Raw genomic sequence first — 24,921 nt, forward strand, 5'->3', positions numbered from 1 at the left:
CGCACCGTCACGGTGCGGAGAAAGCACGTCGGGCGGCGGCCGGCCCGCACCCCTTGCGCACCGTGTGACTTTCACGGCTGATTCACATAACCCGGGGCACGATTATGCCAATGGCTGGTGTATCCAGATAATGGATGGCATAGTCGCAGGTGCGATGGAGGTAACCGGATGATTGGCAGCTCGATCTACACCCGGGGCAGGGAGGCCTTCACAGGCGGTTCCCCACAGGCGGTTTTCGAGGAGCTGTGGCTTCAGGACCGCAAGTCGAGACTGCGTACCCGTGCCATTATCGCGGTCGTCGCGCTGCTCGTCGGCGGATACGTCGTCTCCCCCTTGTTCGGCCTGGTGCTGGCGGTCGTCGCGGGCGGCCTCGACGCCCTGGTGCACTACCGGCGTTACCAGGCGGCCGGGGTGTGGCGGCGAGGGCTGCGCGGCGAGGAGCGGATGAGCCGACTGCTGCGCTGGACGCTGGAGCGGCGCGGCTACCGGGTGCTGCACCAGCGGGTGGTCCCCGGCCACGACACCCTCGACCAGTTGCTCATCGGCCCGGGCGGGGTCTGGCTGATCGACAACCAGGCCTGGCATCCGGAGACCGAGCTGACCCGGCACGGCGACCGGCTGTTCATCGACGACCGGACCCCCTCGCAGCTGGTCAAGCGGCTGACCGGGATGGCCCGGACGGTCTCGGGACTGCTCACCAAGCGGCTGGGCACCGAGATCACCGTGGCCCCGCTGCTGGCGGTGCACGGCGGCCGGATCCGCGGGCGCGGCGGGTTCACCGCCGACGGCATCACCGTGCTGAGCCCGTGGGCGCTGCTGCGCTGGCCCGCCCGCCACCCCACCGCCGAGCTGTCCCCCGAGCAGATCGAGGACGTGCTGCGGGCGGCGGTCTACACCCTGCCCATCGGAGGCCGCACCATGACCGACGCCTGACCCGCCCGGCCGGGGACTCCCCCGGCCCCACAGACCGCGGACTTCCGCTCGATCACGGGAAACCGACCCCCACCGTGATCATGCGGGAGTCCGCGTTCCTTTGCGGCCGGTGCGCCACAGCCACACCAGCCCGGCCACCGGCAGCACCAGCGGGACGAACCCGTAGCCGCGCCCGTATCCCGACCACACCGTCTCGTCGGGGAACGCCTCGGCGTCAGCCAGGGAGAAGGTGCCGATCACCAGCACCCCGGCCAGCTCGACCGAGCAGGCGGCCACCGCGATCCGCCGCGAGGCCCGGCCGCCCAGCGCCAGCGCCACCGTGGCCAGCACGTAGACCGCCGCGGCCAGCGCCGACAGCAGGTAGGCGACGGGCGCCTCGTCGAACCGGGTGGCGATCTGCACGGCGGCGCGGGCCCCAGCCGCCAGCGCGAACACCCCGTACACGGCGACCAGCAGCCGCCCCGGCCCGCCGCCCGTCCGCACGTCCCCTCCGGCGGAGTCCGCGGGGTTCACCTGGTCAGGCAACGGTGCCGCTCCAGATCTGGTTCATCCGGACGGTCATCACCGCGACCGCTAGGCCGGCGACCACGATGACGGCCGGGCCCCAGCGAGAGCGCTCCAGCAGCCCCCAGCCGGCCCCGGCCGGGGGGATGAGCAGGATGCCGAGCAGGTAACCGACGAAGGTGGCGGTCTCGGCGGGCCCCTCGTCGCCGGCCACCTTCACCAGGCCCAGCACCGCCTGCGCCAGGAGCAGCGCCTCGACCACCGTCAGCCCGGCCAGATGGAGCCGGTCCATGGGGCGGTCCCGCAGCGCGGCGAGCAGTCCGTAGCCGGCGATCACGAGTGCGGCCACGATGATCACGGTGGCCAGGGGCTCGGTCATGGCCCCTGAGACTACTACCGCCTGTAGAGCAGGCCGTCCCGGGCGTGGGATCATGGCTGGCGTGCGGAATCTGGAGTCGCTCATCCTGACCCGGCATGGCGAGAGCACCGGCAACCTCGCCCATCAGGCGGCCCGGGACGCCCCTGGGGACCGGATCGAGGAGGTCGACCTCTGCGACCGGGATGCCGACGTGCCCCTGTCGGAGCGCGGCCGGCTCCAGGCCGTCGCGCTGGGCCGCCGGCTGGCCGCGCTGCCTCCCAGCGAGCGGCCCACCGCCGTGGTGTCCTCGCCGTACGTGCGGTCGCTGGACACCGCGCGGATCGCGCTGGCCGAGTTGCAGGACCCGCCCGACCTGCTGGTGGACGAGCGGCTGCGGGACCGGGAGATGGGGGTGCTGTACCGGCTGACCCCGCACGGTGTCCGGGTGCGTTACCCCGAGGAGGCCGAGCGCAGCAGGCGGCTCGGCAAGTTCTACTACCGCCCGCCCGGCGGGGAGTCGTGGGCCGACATGCTGCTGCGGCTGCGCAGCGCCTATCTGGACATCGACCTGGACCACCCGGGAGGGCGGGTGCTGGTGGTGGTCCACGACGCGGTGGTGGTGCTGACCCGCTACATCGTCGAGGGTCTGTCGGAGCGCGAGCTGATGGAGATCGAACGGACCCCGATCGGCAACTGCTCCTTCACCCGGTGGGTCCGCCGGGACGGCGTGCTGCGCCCGGCCGAGTACAACGACACCGCGCACCTGTCCGAGCCCGCCGGGGCGCCCGCTCCGACCGCGGCCCCCTGACCGAGACCCCGGCCCGCCCTCACTCCTCGCTCAGGACACGGTGGGCGCGGGACTGCGCGGCGGCCCGGCGGGGCTCGCCAGGCGGCAGGATCGCCACCAGCCGCTGGAGGATCTCCAGGTCGTCCTGGCCCGCGGAGGTCTGCGCGTACTCCCACAGGGCGTCCGGGCCGCCGCGGTCCAGCAGCTGGCTGCGCAACCGGACGGCCAGCTCGTCGCGCTCGGCGCGCAGCTCCGGCGACTCCGAACGGGGCAGCAGCTCGCCCTGGTAGAGCCGGGCGGCCTGGGTGAGCTCGTCGGCGCCGCCGTCGGCCAGCAGCCGCCGCACGGTCAGGAAGTCGGCGTCCAGCTCGCACTCCAGCCGGTACGGCTTGGCCGGCAGCAGCTCGCCGAGCCGGTCGCGCAGCCGGTGGATCTCCGCCCGGATGGTGCCCGGGTTGCCCTCGTCCCCGTACAGCTGGGCCGACAGCTGGTCGGCGGACAGGCCGCGGGGGTGCAGCGCCAGCAGGGCCAGGATCTCGGCGTGCCGTAGCGTCAGCGGCAGCGCCGCGCCGTCCAGCAGGGCGTGCGGCGGGTCGGCGCCCAGCAGCGACAGGGTGAGCAGCGGCCGTCCGTCCTCGCGCCGCCCCGGCTCGGCCGCCCGCAGCAGGAAGACCTCGCCGAGCGTCTCGGCCACCGCCAGCCGCCCGTCCGGCAGCGTCAGGTGGGCGCCGTCCCGCGGGGCCGGCACCCGCAAGCCGCGCCAGCCCTCGGGGTCGGCGGCCAGCACCCGGCCGGTGCCGGTGACCAGCGCGGCGGCCCCGCCGCCCAGCCCGCGCAGATGCCGCAGGTAGCGTTCGCGCAGCAGTTCGTCGCGGGCCTGCATCCGCAGCTCCAGCCGGGACTCGGCGAGCCGGGCCGCCGCGGCGACCAGCCCGACGGCGGCCGGGTGCAGCGCGTCCACGGTGGCGCTGAGGTCGATGCAGTCGAGCACGTGCCCGGTGTCGGGGTCGGTCACCGGCGCCCCCACGCACGACCAGCGGCGCAGGACGCGCTCCAGGTGCCGGTCCAGGGGGTGGGCGGCGCGGGCATCGGCGTCGAAGACCAGCGGCGCCGCCGGGATCTCGACGTCGCCGCCGGCCGCGCGGGAGCGGCGCCAGGAGTCGCAGATCACAGCGCGTGGCGCGGCGCCGTCCGCCGCGCCGGCGGCGGCCTCGGGCGGGTCCACCGGGCCGTGGGCGGCCGGTCGTGGGTCCCGGCAGGCGTGCGGCCGCGGGACCACGGGTCTATCGGGGGGTCTATCGGGCATGGCTCTCCTCCACCCGGCTCACCCGGCGCGCCGCCCGACGACGGCCTTCCCCTCCCGCGCGGGTGCGATCCGGTCACGAGCATGAGTCACTCGGTTACCCGTCGCAACCGATTCCCCGGATCCGATCTACCACACCTTTGACACCCAAAGTGATCAATTGAGTGCAACGTGCATGCAACGTTGCAGCGCATAATGTACGGCTCGCCGGGGGACCGGCCGTGCGAGGCCCGTCTCGCAAGGGCCCCGCTCCCCCGCCGCACCGAGTGCTCCGGGCTCTGGTCCGGTGGAGGGGGGAACACTCGTGGCGGCGGGGGCGGCCGTCCCCGGCGTCGTCCTCAAGGGGGGAGATGCCCAGGTGTTGTGCCTGACCTGCCGACGAGTCCGGCCGGCGCTGAGCCCGGCGGAGTACACCGTCGCCCGGGCCCGGCTGATCACCCGGCACGGGCTGTGCATGTGCCTGCACACCGGACGGCGCCCGCCGTCCCGGCCGGAGACGCCGGAGACCACGCCTGCTCCCTCCCGCTGACCCGCCGGACACGTCCGGTCCGCGAGGGTCACCCGGCGGCCATGGTCGCACGCCGGGACCGGCGCCGTCCGCCGCCGCCGTAACTCGGTGCCGGCGGACGGCCCGGCGGCGGAACCGGGCGACTTTCCCGCCCGTCTCATGGTGGTTCATTTAGGGTGGATACATCCCGCAGTCGCCCTTGGTTCACCTTTGAGACACCTGGAGCGCCCATGCCTCCGTTCCTCCCGACCCTGGCTCGGCGCGCGGCCGGGGAAGTCGAGCGGCTGCTGTCGTCCCTGGCCGCACAGGGCCAGGAGCTGCTGCTGCAGGCGCAGGGAGGGGACCGGCGGGACGAGATCGCGCGGCTGAGGGCCGAGACGGCGGCCCAGCGCGAGCGCGCCGACCGGCTGGAGCGACTGCTGGCCGAGCAGTCCGCCGGGCTGGCGGCGGTGGAACGGCAGATGGAGTCGCTGGTCACCGAGCTCAACGGGCGGCTGCTGCCGGGCCTGGACGAGCGCATGCACGAGACCGAGCGGGACCTGGCCCGGCTGGCCACCCGGATGCTGCGGGCCGGCCAGGAGGCCGTCCGCCACCAGTCCCGGCTGACCGCCGTCGAGCAGCGCCTGGTCGACCTGCGGGAGCGGGCGGGCCGACTGGAACAGCGCACCGGGATCTGGCGGGAGTTGCAGGCCAACGTGGCCCGGCTGGGCGAGGAACTGGACGCGCTGCGGGCCCGCGGGACGGCCGAGACCGCCGAGTTGCCCGTACTCGAGGACGGCGGGCTGCGCGGGCTGGACAACGGCGAGCTGCGCGAGCTAGACGGCAAGGGACGGAACACAATCTCCTTGGACCGGTCAACGCAGGAAGATTTGCATCAGTAGCCCCCTCAACACGTAATATCTCCGCATCCGATCATCGGGATGTGGAGGTGTGGCATGCGTGGCTTCGCCCGGGTGGTGTTCGACGAGGCGCATCGGGAGTCCTGGAGCATCCGCGAGCAGGTCGTCGCACGGATGAACCCCGGCCATCCGGCCGACAGCGGCTATCTGCGGGCCGCCGGGCTGCTGCGCCGGCACGGCCACGAGGTCATCGCCCACGCGGACGGGCCGCTGAACGCCGCCGCGCTGGCCGGATGCGACGTCCTGGTGATCGCCCATCCGGCCGAGGACCGTTGGGAGCGCACCACCGGGACCGGCAGCCCGCTGCTGTCGGCCGCCGAGCTCGACGCGATCGAGAACTTCGTACGGACCGGCGGGGGCCTGGTGGTGCTCGCCGAGTGCGAGCAGGACAAGTACGGCAACAACCTGGGCGAGCTGCTCGGCCGGTTCGGGATCGGGGTGGCGAGCGCCATGGTCACCGACCCCTCGGCCGCACACCGGGACGTGGCGGCCTGGGTGATGGCCGAGCCGGTGCGCGACCCCGACGCCCCCGAGGACCTGCTGGCCGGGGTCCGGGCGGCCTGCTTCTACCGGGCCGGTGTCCTGACCGTGGACGACGGGGGCGCCGACGACCGGGCCCGGGTGCTGCTGCGCACCTCCCCCACCGCCGATCCGGCCGGCGCGCCGCTGGCAGTGGCGGTCCGGGCAGGCGCGGGCCGGGTGGTGGCCTTCGCCGACTCTGACCTGTTCGGCGACGACTCGATCGAGGAGCACGACCAGGCGGTGCTCTGGACGAACGTGGTGACCTGGGCCGCCGGGGAGCCCGCCGGCGCAGCGTCCGGCCACGGCTCCCCCGCCGCCGCCCACCCGGCCTGGGCAGCGCTGAAGGAGGCGGTCGAGGAGCTGCGCCCGTTGCAGTCCGCGGACGGCTCGGTGGAGACCGGGCACCGGCCGGCCGCCCTGGCGCTGGTGGAACGGATCGCCGCGGGCGTCGCCGAGCTGGCGCCGCTGTTCCCGCACGACGCGGACTACCTGGAGGCGGTACGGGCCGACCTGCGGCGCTGGGCGGACGGCGGGCTCGGCGTGCCGGACTTCCTGGACTCCTTGAACGCCTTCCAGCCCCAGCTGCGCCGCGAGGACGGCCTGGAGCACCTGGTGGTGTTCCCGATGTACACCCAGAACGGCAACCCCGCCCGCAACGTCGAGGCGGTACTGCTGCGGGTGGTGTGGCCCGACTGGCTGGCCGAGCTGGAACGGTCCCGCTACGACAACCCGATGTTCGTACCGGTTGCCTTCACCGACTTCACCTCCGGCTACGACACCAACTCCGCGGTGCTGTTCCCCGAGACCGTCGCGGTGCGCCAGGTGCCGCCCCGGTTCACCTGGGGCGCGATCTTCTGCGACCGGGAGGCGGCCCGGTTCCGCCGGGTGAGCCGCGCGGCGGCCGACACGCTGAGGCTGTCACTGCCCCCGCAGGCGGCGCGGCTGATCGCCGACCAGGACCTCGCCCAGGACACGTTCGTGATGTGGGACCTGGTGCACGACCGCACGCACAGCCGCGGCGACCTGCCCTTCGATCCGTTCATGATCAAGCAGCGGATGCCGTACTGGCTGTACGCGCTGGAGGAGCTGCGCTGCGACCTGACCACCTACCGCGAGTGCGTGCGGCTGGAGCCCGAGGGGATCCCGCACGCCCGCCTGGTGTGCCACGCCATCCTGTTCGACCGGCTGTTCCGGTTCCCCATCACCGGTGAGCGGGTACGCAACTACGACGGGCTCGGCGGCCAGCTGCTGTTCTCCTACCTGCACAAGAACGACGTGATCCGGTGGACCGACAACCGGCTGAGCCTCCAGTGGGACAGGGTGGACGCCGCCGTCGTCGACCTGTGCGAGATGATCGAGAAGCTCTACCGCGACAGCATCGACCGTCCCAAGCTGGCGCACTGGCTGGCCGCCTACGAACTGGTGTCACGGTACGTGGAGCCGCATCCGGGGTCGGTGTGGGCCAGGGGCGTGGACGCGCTGCCGGTCGGCGAGCCGCCGAAGGCATGGACGGACGCCGTGCTGCCAGACGAGTTCCCGCTGAGCATGTTCTACGAGGCGCTGCGCAAGAAGCTCGCCGACGTGATCGCATCGACGAAGGGAATCCGCGGGTGAGGGACAGGGTGATCGTGGTCGCCGGGGCGGGCGGTCCGGCCGGACGGGCGGCCGTGCGCCGGCTGGCCGCGGCCGGGGCCAGGGTGGTCGCCGCCGACGTGCGCCCGACGAGCTGGGACGAGCCCGGGGTGACCGCCGCCCAGGTGGACCTGCTGGACGCCGACGGCACCCGGGAGTGGGCCCGGCGGGTGGCCGCCGAGCACGGCCGGGTGGACGGGCTGGTCCATCTGGTCGGCGGCTGGCGGGGCGGCAAGCGGTTCGCCGACACCGACCTGGCCGACTGGGCGTTCCTGCACGACGTGCTGATCCGCACGCTGCAGCACACCACACTGGCGTTCTGCGAGCAGCTGGCGCACTCCCCGGACGGCCGGGCGGTGATCGTGTCGCAGACCGGCGCGCAGCGCCCCGCCCAGGGCAACGCCGCCTACGCCGCCGCCAAGGCCGCCGCCGAGGCGTGGATGCTGGCGCTGGCGGACTCGTTCGACGGCACCGGCGCGGCATCGGCCATCCTGGTGGTGAAGGCGTTGCTCACCGACGAGATGCGCGAGCGCAGACCGCAGGCGCCCTTCACCGGCTACACCCATGTCGACGACCTGGCCGACGTCATCGCGGGCCTGTGGGACCGGCCCGCCACCGAGCTGAACGGAAACAGGATTGATCTCACGGTTGCACGACCCCGCTGAGCGGGGCTTCGCCAGCGACAACTACGCCGGCGTCCACCCCGAGATCCTCACGGCGCTCGCCGTCGCCAACGAGGGCCACCAGACCGCCTACGGCGCCGACGTCTACACCGCGCGGCTGCAGGAGGTCTTCCGGCGCCACTTCGGGGAGCGCGCCCAGGCGTACCCGGTGTTCAACGGCACCGGCGCCAACGTGGTGGGCCTGCAGTCGATGACCGACCGGTGGTCGGCGGTGATCTGCGCGGACACCGCGCACATCAACGTGGACGAGTGCGGCGCCCCCGAGCGGGTCGCCGGGCTCAAGCTGCTGAGCGTGCCGACCCCGGACGGCAAGCTCACCCCCGAGCTGATCGACCGGGAGGCGTGGGGCTGGGGCGACGAGCACCGGGCCCAGCCCAGGGTCGTCTCGATCACCCAGTCGACCGAGCTGGGCACGCTCTACACGGCCGAGGAGATCGCGGCGATCTGCTCCCACGCCCACGAGCGCGGGATGCTGGTGCACGTCGACGGGTCCCGGCTGGCCAACGCGGCCGCCGCGCTGGACCTGCCGCTGCGCGCGTTCACCACTGACGCGGGCGTGGACGTGCTGTCGTTCGGCGGTACCAAGAACGGGCTGCTGCTGGGCGAGGCCGTCGTCGTCCTCGACCCCGACGCGGTGCACGGCCCGGTGTTCCTGCGCAAGGCGTCCATGCAGTTGGCCTCCAAGATGCGGTTCGTGTCGGCGCAGTTCCTCGCGCTGTTGGAGGGCGACCTGTGGCTGCGCAACGCGGCCCACGCCAACGCCATGGCCCGGCGGCTGGCCGACGCGGTGCGCCAGGTGCCGGGGGTCGAGATCGTCCGGCCGGTGCAGGCCAACGCGGTCTTCGCGGTCATCCCCCGGGACGTGGCCGACCGGCTGCGCAAGCGGTTCCGCTTCTACACCTGGGACGAGCGCACCGGCGAGGTCCGCTGGATGTGCGCCTTCGACACCACGGAGGAGGACGTGGACGCCTTCGCGGCCGCGCTGGTCGAGGAGATGGCCGCCCGGTAGACCGTCCGGTAGGTCGCCCGACGCGCGGCCGGGAGCCCGGAGCGGGCTCCCGGCCGCGCTTTGTTTTCCGGTGAGCGTACGGCGTACACTCATCATGAAGGTAAGCGTACAGTGCATACCTACCTGAGGAGGAGCCGATGCCCAGGAGCCCCGGTGCGACCCGGATCGGCACGGGCGAGATCGTCGCCGCCCGGAAACTGGTCACCGTGCACGGCGAACCGGTCGCCGTGCCCGACCCCGGCCGGCTGGTCCATCTGCAGTTCCGGCGATTCGCCGGCTGCCCGGTCTGCAACCTGCATCTGCGCGGCGTGGTGCGACGGCACGAGGAGATCGCCGCGGCCGGCGTCCGCGAAGTGGTGGTGTTCCACTCGGCCGCGGACGAACTGCGCGTCCACGCCGCCGACCTGCCGTTCGCCGTCATCGCCGACCCGGGCAAACGGCTGTACGCCGAGTTCGGCGTGGAGGAGGGGCGCCGGGCCCTGCTGCGGCCGCGCGCCTGGTGGCCGATCGTACGAGCGCTGGCGGTGGCGTCGGCGCGGGTGCTACTGCGGCGTCAGGCCGCCCCCTCCGTCAACCCCGAGGGGGGCCGGTACGGGCTGCCGGCCGACTTCCTCATCGCGGGTGACGGCCGGGTGCTCGCCGTCAAGTACGGCGAGCACGTCTACGACCAGTGGCCGGTGGAGGAGATCCTCCGGCTGGCCCGCGCCCATGCGTCCGACCGGACGGCCCACGCCGATGATGACGCACCGGCCGGCGATCGGCGCTAACCGGGCACGGCGCCGCCGTCCACGGCCAGCCCGCACAGCACGATGTCCAGGCCACGGCGGAACTCCTCATCGGGAGGGATCTGCCGCGCCCGGCGGGCGGTGTCGGCCAGGTGGGGATAACGCTCGACCGGCAGATCGCCCATCGCGGCGGTGCCCTGACCGGCCAGGGGGCCCAGGTGCATCAGGGCGAGCGCGCCGATCACATGGGCGAGCAAGGCGCGCAGGGCGACGGCGCGCCCCCGTCCGGTGAAACCGGCCTCGGTCAGGACGCCCAGCAGGGCCTCCGCGCAGCGCAATAGGTTCGGGGCGGCATGGCGATGGACCACCGTCAGCGGTACCGCCGCCGGATGCGCACCGACGGCCTCGCGCATGCGCTCCAGCAGCACGGCCACCCGCTCCTGCCAGGGCAGGTCGGCCGGCAGCGAGACGTCCACCGAGGCCAGCATGTGATCGACCACCAGTCCTTCGAGGTGCTCGCGGTCCTCGACGTACCGGTACAGCGCCATCGTGCTGACGCCCAACTCACGGGCGACCACCCGCATGGACAGCCCGTCCAGCCCCGCCCGGTCGATGACGGCCAGGGCGGCCTCGGCGATCTGGACGTGCGTGAGCGATCGGCGACGTGGCATGAGCCGTCAGCGTACCGGCCCTGGGGGACCGGTCGCAGGGACGCACCGCAGGTGGAGCGGGGACGGCCGGAGCCGTCCCCGCCCCGAGGGGGCGAGACGGTCAGCCGCTCTTACGGCGGAACTGGCGCTGGCCCTTGGCCGGACCGTGGGCGCCGCCGTGGACCTTCGCCGGGCCCTTGCCGCCGGCTCCCCCGCCGCTGTCGGTATGGGAGCCCCGTTTGCGCTCCAGGGCCTCGCGGAACTTGCGCTTCATGTCGTCCTCGGCGCCTTCCGGCTCCGTCGCCTTCTCAGCCATGGGACCTCCTGCTCTATGGCGGACCCTTACAGCCTCGCACGACCAGGACCGTCCTCCTGTTGACCTCATACGGTCCGAGCACTGTGCCGGCGGCCGGGAGGCGTAATAAGATCACTTCCTGATCTTCGCTGGGGAGGGTCGTGCCGTGGCCGTAACCGAGACGCGCAGGGTCGCCCACCGCACGCTGGACGGCAGCCTGATCACTCTTACCGGAGCCCTGGACCTGAGCAGGCCCTACTCGTCCATCATGCGGCTGAACTTCGTGAAGCGGCTGCACGAGCTGACCGGGGTGGAGCGGCGGTTCGGCGAGGACTGGGCCCGCAGCCTGGGGGTGCGGCGGCTGACCGAGGAGTTCCGGCTGCAGGGCGGACGGCTGCGCGTCGGCGAGGCGCTGGTCCGCGACGAGAGCCTGCGCGACTTCCCCGCCCACCATCGCAGGAGGGCCGCCGACCGGGTGATGGCGGCGGTCTGGGAGGGCCGGCGGCACTCGGTGTGCGCGCACTTCTACCACGCCGAACCGGCCGACGCGATCCGGCTGTTCGACGCGCTGCGCATCACCGAGCACCCGGAGGGCATCGCGCTGGCCCCCAAACGGGGCGGGGGCGCGGCCGTCGCCGAGACCGCCTCGGTCGCCAAGGACGTGCCCGGGGTGGGCCTGCTGGAGATCACCCCGCTCAACCGCGAGACGGCCCGGCGGCTGCCTGGCCGGCGCGGCACCAGGCTGCCCACCGGGGAGCTGTTCCGCGACACCCACGAGGACGGCGGCGTCTACTTCGTCATGGCGACCCCGACCGCGCTGGTCACCGTGCTGCCCGACGACCAGGAGGTGCGGCGCGCCCCGGCCAGGCTCGGCGCGCTGAGCGTGCGGGCCGCCGGATAGCCGGCAGCCGGACAGGAGAGTGTGATGATCGAGGCACTGGCCGGCGTGGCGGCGGCCACGGTGGCGTTCGTCCTGCTCATCGCGTTCGCCGAGCACCTGCTGAGCCCGCGTTCGCTGCCCGCCGCGCTGATCGCCCACGGCACGGTGCCGCGCCGGCTGGTGCGGCCACTGGCCGGCGCGGTCACGGCGGTGGAGGGCGCGCTGGCCGCGGCCCTCGTCGCGGCCGTGGTCATCGACGCCCCCCGGGCCGTGCTGACCGGGATCCTGGCGGCAGCGGGCGTGGTGCTGGCCTCGTACGCCGCCTATACCCATCGTCTGCTGCGAACGGCGGGCGGGCGGGCCGTCCCGTGCGGCTGCTCGCGGGCCGACACCCCCGTCAGCGGATGGGTGGTGCTGCGGGCGGGCGTACCGGCGGCCCTGGCGCTGCTCACCGCGCTGCGGGCGGACGCGGTCGTGACCCCGGCCGAGTCGGCGGTCCGGTTCGCGGAGGCGTCGATCCCCGGGCTGGTCTTCGCCGTGCTGCTGTGGGTGCTGCCCGAGGCGATGATCGATCCGGACCGCGCGCTCGAAGGTGGGTCGCATGGGATTTGAGACAACGGTGCTGCTGCTGACCTGGGTCGCGATCGCGCTGCTGGCGTTCGTGGTGTCCGGGCTGGTGCGGCGCGTCCACCATCTGGGCACCGGGGTGCGCACGGCGGAGCTGGGCCCGGCGCCCGGCTCGGCGGCCCCCCAGTTCGGGCGGCTGACCGCCGGCCTGTCCCCCGGCCCGTCCCCTGGCCCGTCTCCTGGTAGGGCCGACCGCACGCTGCTGCTGTTCCTGGACGCCGACTGCGGGGTGTGCCCGCAGGTCCTGGCGGAGCTGCGCGACGTGCTCGACGGGTCCGGCCGGACGCTCCCGGTGGCCGCGCTGTTCGCGGACCGGGCGCTGGAGGGCGGGCACGAGGGCATCGAGGTCTTCGCCGGCGAGGCCGGGCTGTTCGAGGAGTACCGGATCCCGGCGGTGCCGTTCGCCGTCCTCGCCGACGGCTCCGGCCGGGTGCGCACCGCACGGCCGGTCGGCTCCCCCGGTGCGCTGCGCGACCTGCTGGAGACCGTACTGGAGACCCTGCCGGAGACCGCTGTGGGCCGACAGCACGCTCCCGTGGACGGAGGAACGCCGTGAACGACACCCCCCAGGACACCGGCATCGCCCTGGCGGAGATCTCCCTGGAGGACATCGTCCCGCTGCGCGGTCCCGACGGCCGGGACGCCGAACGCGTCCGGCGGCGGGTTCCCCGACCGCCCCGCGGACCGGCGCGGGTGCCGCGCCGGTCGGTGCTCGGCGTGGTGGCCTCGGCCGGCTTCGGACTGGGGATGGCGGCGCTGGGCGTCTTCCCGGCGGCGCGGCGGGCCGCCGCCGCGCCCTACGACGAGTACTACCAGATCAAGAAGCTGCCCTGCCCGTCGTACGCGGCCGGCCACAACTGCTCGCCCGGCTGCGGCCCGAGCGCGGTGTGCGCGGGCTGCTGCCGTACCAGCGGCAGCCGCAAGGGCTTCCACCACTCCAGCGTGTCCAAGCCCAACCACAAGCTGCGACCCAACCAGTGCTACGGCGGGTGGGCCGACGGGTGGCTGTGGCGCTACGCGCAACGCTGCGGCACTTGCCAGAACACGCGGACCTACCGCTGCCACGACGGCTGGCGCAGGACGAACGCCTCCAGCCCGTACTACCGGACCATCTGCCGGTGGACGACCGTATGCAAGTAGCGCCGACCGCCGGTCCGCTGCGGCGGGCCCTGACCGAGCCGCTGATCGGCGTGCTCCTGCTGGCAATGGCGGCGGTGGCGCTGGCCGCCAGGGACGGCATGGTGCTGGGCTGGGCGTCGATCGGCGCGCTGGCAGGCTACTCGCTGTCCGGGTCGGTGTGAACGCACAACAGCAACACGGTGCTGTTCTCGCCAGGTTGGCGGGCCTCGACACGACAGGGCGGCGTCCTCGCCCTCTTCACCGCGGGACTGCTCCTCGGGGGCGTCCTGTCGGCCTCGGTGGTGTGGCTGCTGTCCGGGCTGTCGGAACCGATCCCGGCCGACGGCCGCTGGGCCGCCGCCCTCGCCGTCGCCGTGCTCGGCCTGCTGCGCGAGTTCGGCGTGCTGCCGCTGCGGCTGCCGCAGAACGCCCGGCAGATCCCGCAGGATGTGCTGCAGCGGCGGCCCCGGCTGGGCACCTTGCAGTTCGGCTTCGAACTGGGCACCGGTGTGCGCACGTACGTGACCTCGGCCGTCCCGTACGTCGCCGCACTCGGCCTGCTGCTGGTCCACCCGAGCCCGGCGATGGCCGCCGCCACCGGACTGGGCTTCGGCGCGGGCCGGGCGCTGACGGCAGCGTTCCACCTGTGGAGCCGTGACGAGGACTGGAACGCGCGCGCGTCGACCCGGATGCCCTGGCTGCCCAGGCTGGCCGCGGTGGCCGTCCTGGCCGCACTGCTGCTGCTGTCCCCCTGGTACGGGGGTTAGGCGCCGCCCGCCGCGCTGCCCTCAGCCGGGGCGAACATCACGCAGATCACCAGGTCCTCGGTGACGTCGTGGAACCGGTGCTCCTCATGCTTGGGCACGTACAGCACGGTGCCGGGGCCGACGGGCACGGTCCGGTCGCCTCCGGTGAATGCGCCCCGTCCGCCGATCACCACGTACACCTCGTCCTCGGTGTGCGGGCGCTGGGGGTCGGTGCCGCCCGCCGGGATCGAGTAGGTGCCCACGCTGAGCGCTTCGACGCGCAGGTGCTCGACGTAGTGGGCGCCCCCGTCGGGGCCGGCGCAGCGGTCCACCGGAATGATCTCCATGCCGATCATGGTCTCATCCGGCCGAGACAACGTCTCGCGTTCGCCTGGCGGGAATCGGGCGGTCGCACGGCGGTCAACCTCGTGCGGGACACATGGGCCGTGGAATCCGTACTGCCTGCCGTGCATCCGACAACGACGCTCGCCCGTGCCCGCCGCCGGCGGTGGGCGGTGGCCGCCCTCGCCGCCCTGTTCGCGGGTCTGGCCGTGGCGGTCACCGGGACGGCCGGGCAGGTGCGGGCGTGCCTGACGGCGCCGGCCGACGTGCACTGGGCGTTCCTGGTGTGCCTGGGGGTGCTGTCGGCGCTGCACTACGTGCTGGCGGCGGTGACCCTGCGGGCGGTGGCCGGGGGCGGGCTGCCGTTCGGGACGACGCTCGGGGTGCAGTTCACCGCGGCGGCGGCCAACCGCCTGACGCCGGGCGGGCTCGGCGCCGCCGCCGTCAACACCCGCTATCTGGTGTGCCGGGGGATACCCGCGGCGCGGGCGGTCACCTCGGTGGCGGTGATGCAGGCCGCGGGGGCGGTGGCGGACCTGCTGCTCCTGCTGGTGATCGTCGCGCTGAGCGGCGGCGGCGCGCTGCGCGTCCTGGCCTCCCGGGCCGGTGCGGCGGCGGGCGCCCTGCCCGTCGTCCCGGCCCTGGTGCTCAGCGCGGTCCTGGCCCTGGCCGCTGTGACGTACGGGCGGCGGGCGCTGCGGTCACGGGCGTTCGCCCATGCCGTCGCGGGCTGCGCCGGGCTGCTGCGGCGCCCTCGGGATCTGGTCCTGACCCTGCTGGCGTCCGCGTCCACAACGCTGGTGATGGCGCTGGCGATGGCGGTCAGCGCGCTGGCCGTGCCCGGCACCGGCGTCACGCCCGCCGATCTGTGGGTACTGGTCACTGCGTACCTGGTGGGGGCCGCCGCGGGCGCCGCACTGCCCTCCCCCGGCGGGGTGGGCGGCACCGAGGCCGCGCTGGTGGCCGCCCTGACCGCGCTCGGCGTCGCGGCGGGTCCCGCCCTGCAGGCGGTGCTGCTGTTCCGCGCGGTCACCTACTGGGCGCCGGTGCCGGTCGGGCTGGTGACCGCACGAGCGCTGCGCGGGCATGAGGAAAACGCGGGCATGAGGAAAAAGTGAAAGAAATCCGCGGCGGACCCGTCGGAGAATCCGCCCGCCGGACGATGGAGGGATGTGAGCCGACCGGGACAGCTGGAGCCGGATCCGGGCGTGGCGCTGCTGGAGTTGTATGACGCGGCCCTGCCCGAGGTCTACGGGTACCTGCTGTCGCGGTGCGGGCAGCGGTCACTGGCCGAGGACCTCACCGCCGAGACGTTCCTGGCCGCCGTGGAGGCGGTGCGCCGGCGCCCGCCCCCGGCGCTGAGCGTCGCCTGGCTGGTGGGGGTGGCCCGGCACAAGCTGGCCGACCACTGGCGGCGCGCCGCCCGCGAGGAGCGCGGGCTGCGGGTGGTCGGCGGCCGGGACGGCGACTGCGAGGACCCGTGGGACGAGCGGCTGGACGCGCTGGTCGCCCGCGAGGTGCTCGCCGAGCTGGGGCCGCATCACCGGGCCGCACTGACCCTGCGTTATCTCGACGGCCTGCCGGTGGCGCAGGTCGCCGAGCATCTGCACCGCACCGTGCACGCCACCGAGGCGCTGCTGGTGCGGGCTCGCGGCGCGTTCCGTGACGCCTATGCCAGGAGGGAGGGCCGCGATGTCTGAGCTGTCGCCCGACCCCTTCGAGTCGCTGCGCGAACCGGCGCGCCCGGTCGACCCCGATCCGATTTTCGCGGCGCGGCTGCGCGAACGCCTGCGGCGCGCGCTGCTCGAACCTGCAGGAGGAGCAATGACCATCGGCACGACGATCGACCGGTTCGCGGGCCCGGAGGTGGCCGAGGCGCGGTTCCACACGCTGAACGCCTACCTGTGCGTCGACGACGGGCGGCGGGCGCTGGAGTGGTACGCCCAGGCGCTGGGGGCCCGGCCGCTGGGCACGCCCACGATCATGGAGGACGGCCGGGTCGGGCACGCCGAGCTGGCGCTGGGCGACTCGGTGCTCATGCTCGCCGACGAGTGGCCCGAGCTGGGCCTGGTCGGGCCGAGGGCGCGCGGCGGCGTGAGCATGTCGCTGTACCTGCGGGTCCCCGACGCGGACGCCACCGTGGCCCGGGCGGTGGAGCTGGGCGCCCGGCTGGACCGTCCGGTCTCCGACACCGCCTACGGCCGCAGCGGCGTGATCCACGACCCGTTCGGCCACCGCTGGATGGTCGTCACTGCGCAGGCGGAGCCCGCGAGGGCGCCCCGGCTGCGGCAGGGCGACATCGGCTATGCCTCCGTGTGGGCGCCCGACGTGGCGCGCGCCGCCGCGTTCTACCAGACGGTGCTGGGCTGGGAGCTGCGGCCGGGCAGCACCGAGCAGGGCCGCGAGGTCGGGGGCCTGTCCCAGCCGATCGGCCTGTGGGGCGGCCAGGAGCACCGCACTCTGTTCGTCTGCTTCGCGGTCACCGACGTGCACGCGGCCGTCCGCCGGGTGCGCGACGCCGGTGGGCGGGCCGAGGAGCCGCACGCCGAGGAGTACGGGGTCGTCGCGATGTGCGCCGACGACCAGGGCCTGGAGTTCGCGCTGTACGAGCCGAGCCGGAGCACGCCCGCTCCGACCGAGTCGCCGCGGCACGGCGAGATCTCCTACCTGACCTTCGAGGTGCCCGACTCGGCGCGGTTCCGCGCGTTCTTCGCCTCGGTGCTGGGCTGGGAGTTCGTCCGGGGCCGCGTCGAGGACGGCTGGGAGGCGCGCATCGACGGCGAGCCGGTGCGGTACATGGTCGGGATGCAGGGCGGCCACCCGCTTCCCACCGTGGTGCCGATGTACGCGGTCGACGACATCGACGTGGCGGTCGGCAACGTCCGCGCGGCGGGCGGCACCGCCACCGAGCCCGAGCGCATGCCGTACGGGATGAGCTCCTACTGCTCCGACGACCAGGACGTCCGCTTCTACCTTGGGCAGCACTAGCCGTACGGGGGGCTGGACGTGGATGATCACCGATTCACAACAATTGTGCGGTAGGTCACATCCGTCGCCGTACGGCGCTAGATTGTCACTACCGACCGGTAGGTCAGCAGAGCGGGAGGACCGGCCGGGCCGGATCGTCCGCACGTCCACGTGCCCGGGCCGCCCGTCCGGGCGCCGGCCCCTGGAAGGCACATGGCACCGAGATCCCGCTCCCACCGCCGCCCCTCCGGCCACCGTCCCGGCCGGCCCCCGGCCCGCCGCGGTCACCGGCGCGGCGGGCCGGTGCGCGGGACGCGCGGCCGCCGCAGGAGGCCCCCGGCCAGGAGGCGGCGCGGCCGGGTGAGCCGGGTCGCCTCGGTCCTCACCACGGTGCTGGGGCTGGTGACGGCGGCGGGGCTGCTCGTGGTGCTGCGGACGGGCGGGTTCTCCGGCCACACGGTGGCCAAGGTCGAGCACGGGTCCACCGCGCTGCGGCAGGTGCCCAGGCCGGTCACGGGGCGTCCGCTGACCGTCGTCACGCCGGAGGGCGACCGCTACACCGTCGCGGCGGTGCGCGGCGCCACCGGACAGGCGCCCCTGTCCGGGCTCCCGGCGCCACCGCCGGGCAAGGGGTACGCCTTCATCGACTACGTGCTGACCAACCCGCACCGGCGCCCGGTGCTGCTGGAGTTCCCGCCGAACGTCTTCCTGCGGCGCGCGGTCGTGCCCGCGGACTTCGCCGAGCGGTGCGTCTTCCGGGTGGGGGCGCCGGAGGACGTGTGCGACCTGCCCGGCCGGACGAGGGTCATCGCGCGGCTGCGGGGCTCGGCCGGGCTGCTGCGCCAGGACGCCGACACCTACATGGCGCCCGGTGCGTCCTATCTGGTGCGCACGGTGGCCGACGCCCCGGTACCCGACAGCGCCGACCGCCGGGACATGGGCTTGTACGTGTGGGAGGTGCGCTTCACCCAGGACCGGATCGCCCGGTACGTTCCTTTCCCTGGTTGAGCTCACCGTCGAACAGATCGGCGGGTGTGACGCGTACCACTGGGCATGACGGACGAAGCGCGCGAGCCCGGCGGCCGGGAGGCCGGCATCGAGGTGGTCCAGGCCGGCGATCCGGTCGCGGTCCGGTCCTGCGCCGGCTGCGGGCGGCCGGTGCCGCAGCCGGTGGGCGGCCGGGTCGTCCGCTACTGCCCCGACGGCGGGGGCGCCTGCCAGCGCGACGCCCGGGAGCGGCGTGCGCGCGGCCGGGACGGCTCCGGGCTGACCGGGCAGGTCGCGCTGGCCTGGGACATGGTCGAGCGGCTGGAGAAGACGGCCGACGCGCTGGCCGGCTCGCTGGCCGGCGAGCTGAGCGTGGCCGGGGTCGAGCGCCGCGTCGCCGAGGCCCACGCCGAGGCGGCCCGCCTGGTGGCGGTCGCGCAGGAGGAGCGGGAGGCCTCGCAGCGGCAGGCGGAGCGGGCCTGGCGGGAGGCCGCCGCCGCCCGGTCGCGCACCCTGGCCGCCGAGCAGGAGGCCGCCCAGGCCCGCGAGGAGGCCGAGGAGGCGATCGCCGAGCGCGACCGGGCCAACGAGATCGCGCTGGAGGCGCGGCGGGCCGCCGAGGAGGCGATCGCCGAGCGGATGGCCGCCGGCAAGGAGCGCGACCACCTCGCTGCCCGGGAGGGCGACCTGCTGGCCGCGCTGGAGTCGGCCCGCGCCGAACTGGTCGGCGTGCACGCCCGGCTGGCCGACAGCGAGGCCGCGGCGCAGGCGCAGCGGGCCGAGGCCGCCGCCGCGCGGCGGGCCGCCGACGATCTGCGCGCCGCCCTCAAGGATGCTGAGGCGCAGCGCGGCCGGGCGGTCGCCGACCGGGACCAGATGCAGGCCCGGCTCCAGGAGCAGGACAAGCGGACCTGGGAGCTGTCCAGGACGGTCGCCGAGCTGCGGACCGCGCTGGCGGCGCTGGTCAACGAGCGGGACGCGGCGCGCGCCGAGGCCGACCGGGCCCGCCGCCAGATCGACGCCTACACCCGCGACTCGCTGGCCGGGCATGACGTCCCGGCGGCGCGGCAGGGGGCGGGCGACCGGGTGACCCGGATCGAGGACTCCCCTGCCGGCCTGCATTCGATCAACGGTTTCCGGCAGGCCCGCTGACCGCCCGCCCGCCCGTCTGTCCGGCGGGCGGGCGGGCGCCGCGCTCAGGCGGGCCCGGCGGCCCGGGTCAGCGCGGCGGTGGCCATGGCGTGCAGTAGCGCCGCCATGGCCTCGCGGCCCAGCGCGCCCGCGCTGTGCGGGGTGGAGTTGAGCAGGCCGAAGGTGGCGTGGACGGCGGCCCTGGCGCGTTCCTCGGGGAGGTCGTGCAGGCGCAGCAGGACGCCGACCCACTCCTCGACGTAGGCCCGCTGCGCCCGCCGGATCTCGTGGCGCTGCGGCTCGGGCACGTTGTCCAGTTCCCGTTCGTGCACGACGATCAGCGCCGGGTTGCCCAGGGCGAAGTCGATGTGCCAGCGCAGCAGCGCGTCCAGGGCGTCGCGGGGGTCGCCGGCGGCGGCGACGCGGCGGGTGCCCTCGGCCAGCAGCCGGTGGCTGATGTCCAGCAGGATCTCGGCGAGCACCGCGTCCTTGCCCCGGAAGTGCCGGTACAGGGCGGGCCCGGTGAGGCCGACCGCGCGGCCCAGGTCACCGATCGACACGCCGTGGTAGCCGCGGCGGGCGAACAGCTCGGCCGCCGCGTCCAGGATCTCGGTGCGGCGGGTGGGCGTCCCGGTGGACTCCGTCATGACGGCAAGTGTAGACGAATGGGTTAATGTTCATTAACATCGCCGTTGTTAAGGTTCGTTAACTCGTGGGGACTCCTATGACGGGACCGCTGCTGGACGCCCGGGCGGACACCGCCGGCGCGGCGTTCGAGCACAACGCCGAGCTCAACCGGGCGCTGGCCGCCGAGCTGCGCGACCATCTGGCGCGGGCCGCCCTCGGCGGCCCCGAGCGCGCCCGGCGGCGCCATGTCGCCCGCGGCAAGCTGCTGCCCCGCGACCGGGTGGACGGCCTGCTGGACCCCGGCTCACCCTTCCTGGAGCTGTCCCCGCTGGCCGCGCACGGGATGTACGACGACGAGGCGCCGGGCGCGGGCATCATCACCGGCATCGGCCGCGTCAGCGGGCGCGAGTGCGTGATCGTCGCCAACGACGCCACTGTCAAGGGCGGCACCTACTACCCGATGACGGTCAAGAAGCACCTGCGCGCCCAGGAGGTGGCGCTGCACAACCGCCTGCCGTGCGTCTACCTGGTGGACTCCGGCGGCGCGTTCCTGCCCCGCCAGGACGAGGTGTTCCCCGACCGCGAGCACTTCGGCCGGATCTTCTTCAACCAGGCCACCATGTCGCAGCGGGGCATCCCGCAGATCGCCGCCGTGCTCGGCTCGTGCACCGCGGGCGGGGCGTACGTGCCGGCGATGAGCGACGAGGCCGTGATCGTGCGCGGCCAGGGCACCATCTTCCTGGGCGGCCCGCCGCTGGTGAAGGCCGCCACCGGCGAGGTGGTCACCGCCGAGGAACTGGGCGGCGGCGAGCTGCACGCCCGTACCTCCGGGGTCACCGACCACCTCGCCGAGGACGACGCGCACGCGCTGCGGATCGTCCGCGACATCGTCGCCACGCTCGGCCCGCGCGAGCCGCGCCCCTGGGAGGTCGCGCCGCCCGAGGAGCCGAAGGCCGACCCCGCCGAGCTGTACGGGGTGGTGCCGCCGGACGCGCGCACCCCCTACGACGTGCGCGAGGTGATCGCCCGCATCGTGGACGGCAGCCGGTTCGCCGAGTTCAAGGCCGAGTACGGCGCCACGCTGGTGACGGGGTTCGCCCGCATCCACGGCCACCCGGTCGGGATCGTGGCCAACAACGGCATCCTGTTCGCCGAGTCGGCGCTCAAGGGCGCGCACTTCATCGAGCTGTGCGACCGCCGCTCGATCCCGCTGGTGTTCCTGCAGAACATCACCGGGTTCATGGTGGGCCGCCAGTACGAGGCCGGCGGCATCGCCAAGCACGGCGCCAAGATGGTCACCGCCGTCTCCTGCGCCCGGGTGCCCAAGTTCACCGTGGTGATCGGCGGCTCGTTCGGGGCGGGCAACTATGCGATGTGCGGGCGGGCGTACTCGCCGCGCTTCCTGTGGATGTGGCCGAACACGCGGATCTCGGTGATGGGCGGCGAGCAGGCCGCCTCCGTGCTGGCGACGGTCCGCCGCGACCAGCTCGGCGACTCCTGGCCGGCCGAGGCCGAGGAGGAGTTCAAGGCGCCGATCCGCGAGCAGTACGAACGGCAGGGCAACCCCTACTACTCCACGGCCCGGCTGTGGGACGACGGGGTGATCGACCCGCTGGACACCCGCCGGGTGCTGGGCCTGGCACTGTCGGTGGCCGCCAACGCACCGCTGGAGCCGGTGGGCTACGGCGTGTTCCGGATGTGAGGGGCCGATGTTCGAGACCGTTCTGATCGCCAACCGTGGCGAGATCGCCGTCCGGGTCGCCCGCACACTGCGGCGGCTGGGCGTGCGCTCGGTGGCGGTGCACACCGACGCCGACGCGGGCGCCCGCCATGTGCGCGAGGCCGACGAGGCCGTGCGCGTCACCGGATACCTGGACATCGCCTCGGTCGTGCAGGCGGCGCGAGCGTCCGGCGCGCAGGCCGTCCATCCCGGTTACGGCTTCCTGGCCGAGAACACCGCCTTCGCCGCCGCCTGCGCCGAGGCCGGGCTGGTGTTCGTCGGCCCGCCGGCCGCCGCGATCGAGGCGATGGGCGACAAGATCCGCGCCAAGCGGACGGTGGCGGCGGCGGGCGTGCCGGTGGTGCCCGGCCGCGACGAGCCCGGCCTGTCGGACGCCGAGCTGGCCGAGGCCGCCCACCAGGTGGGCCTGCCCGTGCTGATCAAGCCCTCGGCGGGCGGCGGCGGCAAGGGCATGCGGCTGGTGCGCGAGGCCGGCGAGCTGGCCGAGGCGATCGCCTCGGCCCGGCGCGAGGCGCGCGGCGCCTTCGGCGACGACACGCTGCTGGTCGAGCGGTTCGTCGCCAACCCCCGGCACATCGAGATCCAGGTCTTCGCCGACGCCCACGGCAACGCCGTCCACCTGGGCGAGCGCGAGTGCAGCCTGCAGCGCCGCCACCAGAAGATCGTCGAGGAGGCGCCCTCCCCGCTGCTGGACGAGGCCACCCGCGAGCGGATGGGCGCCGCCGCCGTGGCCGCCGCCCGCGCGGTCGGCTACACCGGCGCGGGGACGGTGGAGTACATCGTGTCGGCCGACCGGCCCGACGAGTACTTCTTCATGGAGATGAACACCCGGCTCCAGGTCGAGCACCCGGTCACCGAGCTGGTCACCGGCCTGGACCTGGTGGAGCTGCAACTGCGGGTGGCCGCCGGGGAGCCGCTGCCGTTCACCCAGGCCGACGTGCGGCTGGCCGGCCACGCGGTCGAGGCCCGCGTCTACGCCGAGGACCCGACCCGGGGCTTCCTGCCCACCGGCGGACGCGTGCTGGCGCTGCGCGAGCCGGACGGCGCGCACGTCCGGGTGGACTCCGGGGTCGCCGAGGGCGACGAGGTCGGCAGCTCCTACGACCCGATGCTGGCCAAGGTGATCGCCTGGGGCGAGGACCGGGCCGCCGCGCTGCGCCGCCTGGACCGGGCGCTGGCCTCCTACACGCTGCTCGGCGTCCCGTCCAACGTCGCGTTCCTGCGGGCGCTGCTGGCCCACCCGGACGTGGCGGCGGGCCGTCTGGACACCGGCCTGGTCGAACGGGAACTGGCCGCCCAGGAGACCGCCGCCGCCGCGCGGCCCGATGCGCCTTCGGGGCCCGGCCGGCTGCTCACGACGGGCGTTCCCGACGAGGTGCCGGCCGCCGCCGCACTGGAACGGACACTGGCACTGGAGAGCGACGACCCGGATCCGTGGGCGATCCCGGACGGCTGGCGGCTGAGCGGTGCCGCCTGGACCCCCTGGATCATCACCCCGGCCGGGGGAACGCCCGTGGAGGTCCGCGTCCGCGGCCGGGCGGCTGCGGCCGAGATCCTCATCGCGGACGCCGGCGCTCCGGACGGCCGCGCCGAGACCCCGACGGACGACGGCGGGCCCGTGCCGGCCTCGCTGTCCCGGGACGGCGACCGGCTGCGCCTGACGTTCGGCGGCCGGACGACGGCGTTCACCTGCGCCCGGGACGGCGACACGCTGTGGCTGGGACGCGACGGGCACACCTGGGCGCTGGCCGAGCACGTGCGCGGCGAGCAGGCCGAGGCCGGGGCGGCGGGCGCAGGTGACGGCGTGCTGCGCAGCCCGATGCCCGGCACGGTGCTGGCGGTCAAGGCCGCCGAGGGCGACCGCGTCACCGCGGGGCAGCCGCTGGTGGTGGTGGAGGCCATGAAGATGGAGCACACCGTCACCGCCCCCATGGACGGTGTGGTGTCCCGGCTGCCCGTGCGCACCGGGGCACAGGTCGCCCTCGACGCCGTACTCGCCGAGATCACCGCAGAGGAGGCACAGCAGTGACCACCGTGCCCTTGGAGGGCCTGCCGGAGCGGGTGACGATCTACGAGGTCGGGCCGCGCGACGGGCTGCAGAACGAGAAGACGATCGTGCCGGTCGCCGACAAGGCCGAGTTCATCGCCCGGCTGGCCGCCGCCGGGCTGCGCACCGTCGAGGCGACCAGCTTCGTGCACCCCACGTGGGTGCCGCAGCTGGCCGACGCCGAGGAGCTGCTGGCGGCCATGGACCGCACCGAGGGCGTCCGGTATCCGGTGCTGGTGCCCAACGAGCGCGGCCTGGACCGGGCGCTGGCCTCGGGGATCACCGAGATCGCGGTGTTCGCCAGCGCCACCGAGAGCTTCGCCCGCCGCAACCTCAACCGCACCGTGGACGAGTCGCTGGAGATGTTCGCGCCGGTCGTCGGCCGGGCCCGCGAGCGGGGCATGTGGGTGCGCGCCTATGTGTCGATGGCCTTCGGCGACCCGTGGGAGGGCGACGTCCCGATCGAGCAGGTGGTCTCGGTCGCCGTCCGGCTGGTGGAGCTGGGCTGCTCGCAGATCAGCCTGGGCGACACGATCGGCGTCGGCACCCCCGGCCATGTCACCGCGCTGATCGGGGCGCTGGCGGAGGCCGGGGTCGGCACGGACCGGCTGGCGGTGCACTTCCACGACACCTACGGGCAGGCGCTGGCCAACACGCTGGCGGCACTGCGCTGCGGGGTGAGCACGGTGGACTCCTCGGCCGGCGGCATCGGTGGCTGCCCGTACGCCGACAGCGCCACCGGCAACCTGGCCACCGAGGACCTGGTCTGGATGCTGCACGGCCTGGGCGTCGAGACCGGCGTCGACCTGCCCGCGCTGGCGGAGACCAGCCGCTGGATGGCCGCCCGGCTCGGCCGGCCCAGCCCCTCCCGCGTCGTCCAGGCACTCACGAAGGACTGA

Annotated in this window: 29 protein-coding genes; 22 read left to right on the forward strand and 7 right to left on the reverse strand. The window is 74.3% G+C overall.

The genetic code is table 11. The annotated features are described in order from the left end of the window. Positions 1 to 168 precede the first annotated feature (168 nt). Positions 169 to 933, forward strand: coding sequence for a nuclease-related domain-containing protein (locus C4U03_RS25975; RefSeq protein WP_103941026.1), 765 nt, complete (start codon positions 169 to 171; stop codon positions 931 to 933). A gap of 78 nt (positions 934 to 1,011) precedes the next feature. Here the strand turns inward: C4U03_RS25975 and C4U03_RS25980 are convergent, their stop codons facing one another. Next, positions 1,012 to 1,458, reverse strand: a complete 447-nt coding sequence (locus C4U03_RS25980; RefSeq protein ID WP_235018132.1) for a hypothetical protein — start codon at positions 1,456 to 1,458, stop codon at positions 1,012 to 1,014. Beyond that, a complete protein-coding gene (locus C4U03_RS25985) occupies positions 1,451 to 1,816 on the reverse strand; it encodes a hypothetical protein (RefSeq protein WP_103941030.1) in 366 nt (121 codons plus the stop codon). The genes C4U03_RS25980 and C4U03_RS25985 overlap by 8 nt, the downstream gene beginning before the upstream one ends. A gap of 52 nt (positions 1,817 to 1,868) precedes the next feature. On the opposite strand from C4U03_RS25985, the gene C4U03_RS25990 reads away from it, so the two are divergent. Further along, a complete protein-coding gene (locus C4U03_RS25990; protein WP_200827473.1) occupies positions 1,869 to 2,603 on the forward strand; it encodes a histidine phosphatase family protein in 735 nt (244 codons plus the stop codon). 19 nt (positions 2,604 to 2,622) lie between these two features. On the opposite strand, the gene C4U03_RS25995 is transcribed toward C4U03_RS25990, so the two are convergent. Beyond that, the gene (locus tag C4U03_RS25995; protein WP_235018133.1) at positions 2,623 to 3,861 is read right to left on the reverse strand and encodes a helix-turn-helix domain-containing protein; all 1,239 of its coding nucleotides are present in this window, start codon (positions 3,859 to 3,861) and stop codon (positions 2,623 to 2,625) included. 328 nt (positions 3,862 to 4,189) lie between these two features. Here C4U03_RS25995 and C4U03_RS26000 point away from each other — a divergent pair, with 328 nt between their 5' ends. The 6 genes from C4U03_RS26000 to C4U03_RS26025 all read left to right on the forward strand — a co-directional run bounded on the left by C4U03_RS26000 (position 4,190) and on the right by C4U03_RS26025 (position 9,905). Further along, positions 4,190 to 4,414 carry a hypothetical protein gene (locus C4U03_RS26000; RefSeq protein ID WP_103941036.1) on the forward strand — a complete coding sequence of 75 codons (225 nt, stop codon included), beginning with the start codon at positions 4,190 to 4,192 and terminating at the stop codon, positions 4,412 to 4,414. Between the two features lie 209 nt (positions 4,415 to 4,623). Then, complete coding sequence (locus C4U03_RS26005; RefSeq protein WP_103941038.1) at positions 4,624 to 5,274, forward strand: hypothetical protein; 651 nt, start codon at positions 4,624 to 4,626, stop codon at positions 5,272 to 5,274. A gap of 54 nt (positions 5,275 to 5,328) precedes the next feature. Next, a complete protein-coding gene (locus C4U03_RS26010; protein ID WP_103941040.1) occupies positions 5,329 to 7,428 on the forward strand; it encodes a DUF6421 family protein in 2,100 nt (699 codons plus the stop codon). Continuing rightward, on the forward strand, positions 7,425 to 8,111 hold the full coding sequence (locus C4U03_RS26015; RefSeq protein WP_235018135.1) for an SDR family NAD(P)-dependent oxidoreductase: 687 nt from the start codon (positions 7,425 to 7,427) through the stop codon (positions 8,109 to 8,111). Before C4U03_RS26010 ends, C4U03_RS26015 begins: the two co-directional genes overlap by 4 nt. Next, positions 8,083 to 9,138: a threonine aldolase family protein gene (locus C4U03_RS26020; protein WP_103941044.1), complete on the forward strand. Its 1,056-nt coding sequence runs from the start codon at positions 8,083 to 8,085 to the stop codon at positions 9,136 to 9,138. The genes C4U03_RS26015 and C4U03_RS26020 overlap by 29 nt, the downstream gene beginning before the upstream one ends. A gap of 137 nt (positions 9,139 to 9,275) precedes the next feature. Beyond that, complete coding sequence (locus C4U03_RS26025) at positions 9,276 to 9,905, forward strand: peroxiredoxin-like family protein (RefSeq protein WP_103941046.1); 630 nt, start codon at positions 9,276 to 9,278, stop codon at positions 9,903 to 9,905. Here the strand turns inward: C4U03_RS26025 and C4U03_RS26030 are convergent. Continuing rightward, positions 9,902 to 10,534, reverse strand: a complete 633-nt coding sequence (locus C4U03_RS26030; RefSeq protein WP_103941048.1) for a TetR/AcrR family transcriptional regulator — start codon at positions 10,532 to 10,534, stop codon at positions 9,902 to 9,904. The genes C4U03_RS26025 and C4U03_RS26030 overlap by 4 nt on opposite strands. Positions 10,535 to 10,634: 100 nt before the next feature. Next, the gene (locus C4U03_RS26035; protein WP_103941050.1) at positions 10,635 to 10,829 is read right to left on the reverse strand and encodes a DUF5302 domain-containing protein; all 195 of its coding nucleotides are present in this window, start codon (positions 10,827 to 10,829) and stop codon (positions 10,635 to 10,637) included. Between the two features lie 145 nt (positions 10,830 to 10,974). Between C4U03_RS26035 and C4U03_RS26040 the strand changes: the two genes are divergently transcribed. The 6 genes from C4U03_RS26040 to C4U03_RS26060 are packed head-to-tail and all read left to right on the forward strand — an operon-like array spanning position 10,975 to position 14,201. Further along, entirely contained in the window at positions 10,975 to 11,709 is a 735-nt protein-coding gene (locus tag C4U03_RS26040; protein WP_103941052.1) for a hypothetical protein, read from the forward strand. A 24-nt stretch (positions 11,710 to 11,733) separates the two neighbouring features. Continuing rightward, entirely contained in the window at positions 11,734 to 12,300 is a 567-nt protein-coding gene (locus C4U03_RS40620; protein WP_103941054.1) for a MauE/DoxX family redox-associated membrane protein, read from the forward strand. Then, a complete protein-coding gene (locus C4U03_RS26050; protein ID WP_200827474.1) occupies positions 12,290 to 12,871 on the forward strand; it encodes a hypothetical protein in 582 nt (193 codons plus the stop codon). The genes C4U03_RS40620 and C4U03_RS26050 overlap by 11 nt, the downstream gene beginning before the upstream one ends. Beyond that, complete coding sequence (locus C4U03_RS26055) at positions 12,868 to 13,455, forward strand: hypothetical protein (protein WP_103941056.1); 588 nt, start codon at positions 12,868 to 12,870, stop codon at positions 13,453 to 13,455. The genes C4U03_RS26050 and C4U03_RS26055 overlap by 4 nt, the downstream gene beginning before the upstream one ends. Then, complete coding sequence (locus tag C4U03_RS41265; RefSeq protein ID WP_200827475.1) at positions 13,446 to 13,616, forward strand: hypothetical protein; 171 nt, start codon at positions 13,446 to 13,448, stop codon at positions 13,614 to 13,616. The genes C4U03_RS26055 and C4U03_RS41265 overlap by 10 nt, the downstream gene beginning before the upstream one ends. Before the next feature lie 18 nt (positions 13,617 to 13,634). Further along, on the forward strand, positions 13,635 to 14,201 hold the full coding sequence (locus C4U03_RS26060; protein WP_200827476.1) for a hypothetical protein: 567 nt from the start codon (positions 13,635 to 13,637) through the stop codon (positions 14,199 to 14,201). Here C4U03_RS26060 and C4U03_RS26065 read toward each other — a convergent pair. Next, positions 14,198 to 14,527 carry a cupin domain-containing protein gene (locus tag C4U03_RS26065; protein WP_103941058.1) on the reverse strand — a complete coding sequence of 110 codons (330 nt, stop codon included), beginning with the start codon at positions 14,525 to 14,527 and terminating at the stop codon, positions 14,198 to 14,200. The two genes, C4U03_RS26060 and C4U03_RS26065, sit on opposite strands and share 4 nt — an antisense overlap. A 120-nt stretch (positions 14,528 to 14,647) precedes the next feature. Between C4U03_RS26065 and C4U03_RS26070 the strand changes: the two genes are divergently transcribed. The 5 genes from C4U03_RS26070 to C4U03_RS26090 all read left to right on the forward strand — a co-directional run bounded on the left by C4U03_RS26070 (position 14,648) and on the right by C4U03_RS26090 (position 19,628). Further along, a complete protein-coding gene (locus C4U03_RS26070; RefSeq protein ID WP_160147104.1) occupies positions 14,648 to 15,640 on the forward strand; it encodes a lysylphosphatidylglycerol synthase transmembrane domain-containing protein in 993 nt (330 codons plus the stop codon). Between the two features lie 54 nt (positions 15,641 to 15,694). Then, positions 15,695 to 16,222 (forward strand): RNA polymerase sigma factor, encoded by a 528-nt coding sequence (locus C4U03_RS26075; protein ID WP_103941062.1) that lies wholly within the window; start codon positions 15,695 to 15,697, stop codon positions 16,220 to 16,222. Continuing rightward, on the forward strand, positions 16,215 to 17,510 hold the full coding sequence (locus C4U03_RS26080; protein WP_160147105.1) for a VOC family protein: 1,296 nt from the start codon (positions 16,215 to 16,217) through the stop codon (positions 17,508 to 17,510). Before C4U03_RS26075 ends, C4U03_RS26080 begins: the two co-directional genes overlap by 8 nt. Before the next feature lie 339 nt (positions 17,511 to 17,849). Beyond that, positions 17,850 to 18,497, forward strand: coding sequence for a hypothetical protein (locus C4U03_RS26085; RefSeq protein WP_103941066.1), 648 nt, complete (start codon positions 17,850 to 17,852; stop codon positions 18,495 to 18,497). Between the two features lie 45 nt (positions 18,498 to 18,542). After that, entirely contained in the window at positions 18,543 to 19,628 is a 1,086-nt protein-coding gene (locus tag C4U03_RS26090) for a chromosome segregation ATPase (RefSeq protein ID WP_103941068.1), read from the forward strand. A 44-nt stretch (positions 19,629 to 19,672) separates the two neighbouring features. Here the strand turns inward: C4U03_RS26090 and C4U03_RS26095 are convergent, their stop codons facing one another. Continuing rightward, positions 19,673 to 20,254, reverse strand: coding sequence for an SACE_7040 family transcriptional regulator (locus tag C4U03_RS26095; protein ID WP_103941070.1), 582 nt, complete (start codon positions 20,252 to 20,254; stop codon positions 19,673 to 19,675). A gap of 77 nt (positions 20,255 to 20,331) precedes the next feature. Here C4U03_RS26095 and C4U03_RS26100 point away from each other — a divergent pair, with 77 nt between their 5' ends. The 3 genes from C4U03_RS26100 to C4U03_RS26110 are packed head-to-tail and all read left to right on the forward strand — an operon-like array spanning position 20,332 to position 24,921. After that, the gene (locus tag C4U03_RS26100) at positions 20,332 to 21,936 is read left to right on the forward strand and encodes a carboxyl transferase domain-containing protein (RefSeq protein ID WP_103941072.1); all 1,605 of its coding nucleotides are present in this window, start codon (positions 20,332 to 20,334) and stop codon (positions 21,934 to 21,936) included. Positions 21,937 to 21,943: 7 nt separating this feature from the next. Beyond that, complete coding sequence (locus C4U03_RS26105; RefSeq protein WP_103941074.1) at positions 21,944 to 24,004, forward strand: acetyl/propionyl/methylcrotonyl-CoA carboxylase subunit alpha; 2,061 nt, start codon at positions 21,944 to 21,946, stop codon at positions 24,002 to 24,004. Then, positions 24,001 to 24,921 (forward strand): hydroxymethylglutaryl-CoA lyase, encoded by a 921-nt coding sequence (locus C4U03_RS26110; RefSeq protein WP_103941076.1) that lies wholly within the window; start codon positions 24,001 to 24,003, stop codon positions 24,919 to 24,921. Before C4U03_RS26105 ends, C4U03_RS26110 begins: the two co-directional genes overlap by 4 nt.

Source organism: Thermomonospora echinospora (assembly GCF_900108175.1).
In the GTDB taxonomy this organism is placed as follows: Bacteria; Actinomycetota; Actinomycetes; order Streptosporangiales; family Streptosporangiaceae; genus Thermomonospora; species Thermomonospora echinospora.

Excerpts from the sequence above, each read along its gene's own strand:
- C4U03_RS25985 (WP_103941030.1), bottom strand. The coding sequence starts at position 1,816 with ATGACCGAGCCCCTGGCCACCGTGATCATCGTGGCCGCACTCGTGATC.
- C4U03_RS26030 (WP_103941048.1), bottom strand. The coding sequence starts at position 10,534 with ATGCCACGTCGCCGATCGCTCACGCACGTCCAGATCGCCGAGGCCGCC.
- C4U03_RS26100 (WP_103941072.1), top strand. The coding sequence starts at position 20,332 with ATGACGGGACCGCTGCTGGACGCCCGGGCGGACACCGCCGGCGCGGCG.
- C4U03_RS26095 (WP_103941070.1), bottom strand. The coding sequence starts at position 20,254 with ATGACGGAGTCCACCGGGACGCCCACCCGCCGCACCGAGATCCTGGAC.
- C4U03_RS25990 (WP_200827473.1), top strand. The coding sequence starts at position 1,869 with ATGGCTGGCGTGCGGAATCTGGAGTCGCTCATCCTGACCCGGCATGGC.
- C4U03_RS26090 (WP_103941068.1), top strand. The coding sequence starts at position 18,543 with ATGACGGACGAAGCGCGCGAGCCCGGCGGCCGGGAGGCCGGCATCGAG.
- C4U03_RS41265 (WP_200827475.1), top strand. The coding sequence starts at position 13,446 with ATGCAAGTAGCGCCGACCGCCGGTCCGCTGCGGCGGGCCCTGACCGAG.
- C4U03_RS26080 (WP_160147105.1), top strand. The coding sequence starts at position 16,215 with ATGTCTGAGCTGTCGCCCGACCCCTTCGAGTCGCTGCGCGAACCGGCG.
- C4U03_RS26005 (WP_103941038.1), top strand. The coding sequence starts at position 4,624 with ATGCCTCCGTTCCTCCCGACCCTGGCTCGGCGCGCGGCCGGGGAAGTC.
- C4U03_RS26065 (WP_103941058.1), bottom strand. The coding sequence starts at position 14,527 with ATGGAGATCATTCCGGTGGACCGCTGCGCCGGCCCCGACGGGGGCGCC.
- C4U03_RS26105 (WP_103941074.1), top strand. The coding sequence starts at position 21,944 with ATGTTCGAGACCGTTCTGATCGCCAACCGTGGCGAGATCGCCGTCCGG.
- C4U03_RS26050 (WP_200827474.1), top strand. The coding sequence starts at position 12,290 with ATGGGATTTGAGACAACGGTGCTGCTGCTGACCTGGGTCGCGATCGCG.
- C4U03_RS26035 (WP_103941050.1), bottom strand. The coding sequence starts at position 10,829 with ATGGCTGAGAAGGCGACGGAGCCGGAAGGCGCCGAGGACGACATGAAG.
- C4U03_RS26010 (WP_103941040.1), top strand. The coding sequence starts at position 5,329 with ATGCGTGGCTTCGCCCGGGTGGTGTTCGACGAGGCGCATCGGGAGTCC.
- C4U03_RS25975 (WP_103941026.1), top strand. The coding sequence starts at position 169 with ATGATTGGCAGCTCGATCTACACCCGGGGCAGGGAGGCCTTCACAGGC.
- C4U03_RS40620 (WP_103941054.1), top strand. The coding sequence starts at position 11,734 with ATGATCGAGGCACTGGCCGGCGTGGCGGCGGCCACGGTGGCGTTCGTC.
- C4U03_RS26025 (WP_103941046.1), top strand. The coding sequence starts at position 9,276 with ATGCCCAGGAGCCCCGGTGCGACCCGGATCGGCACGGGCGAGATCGTC.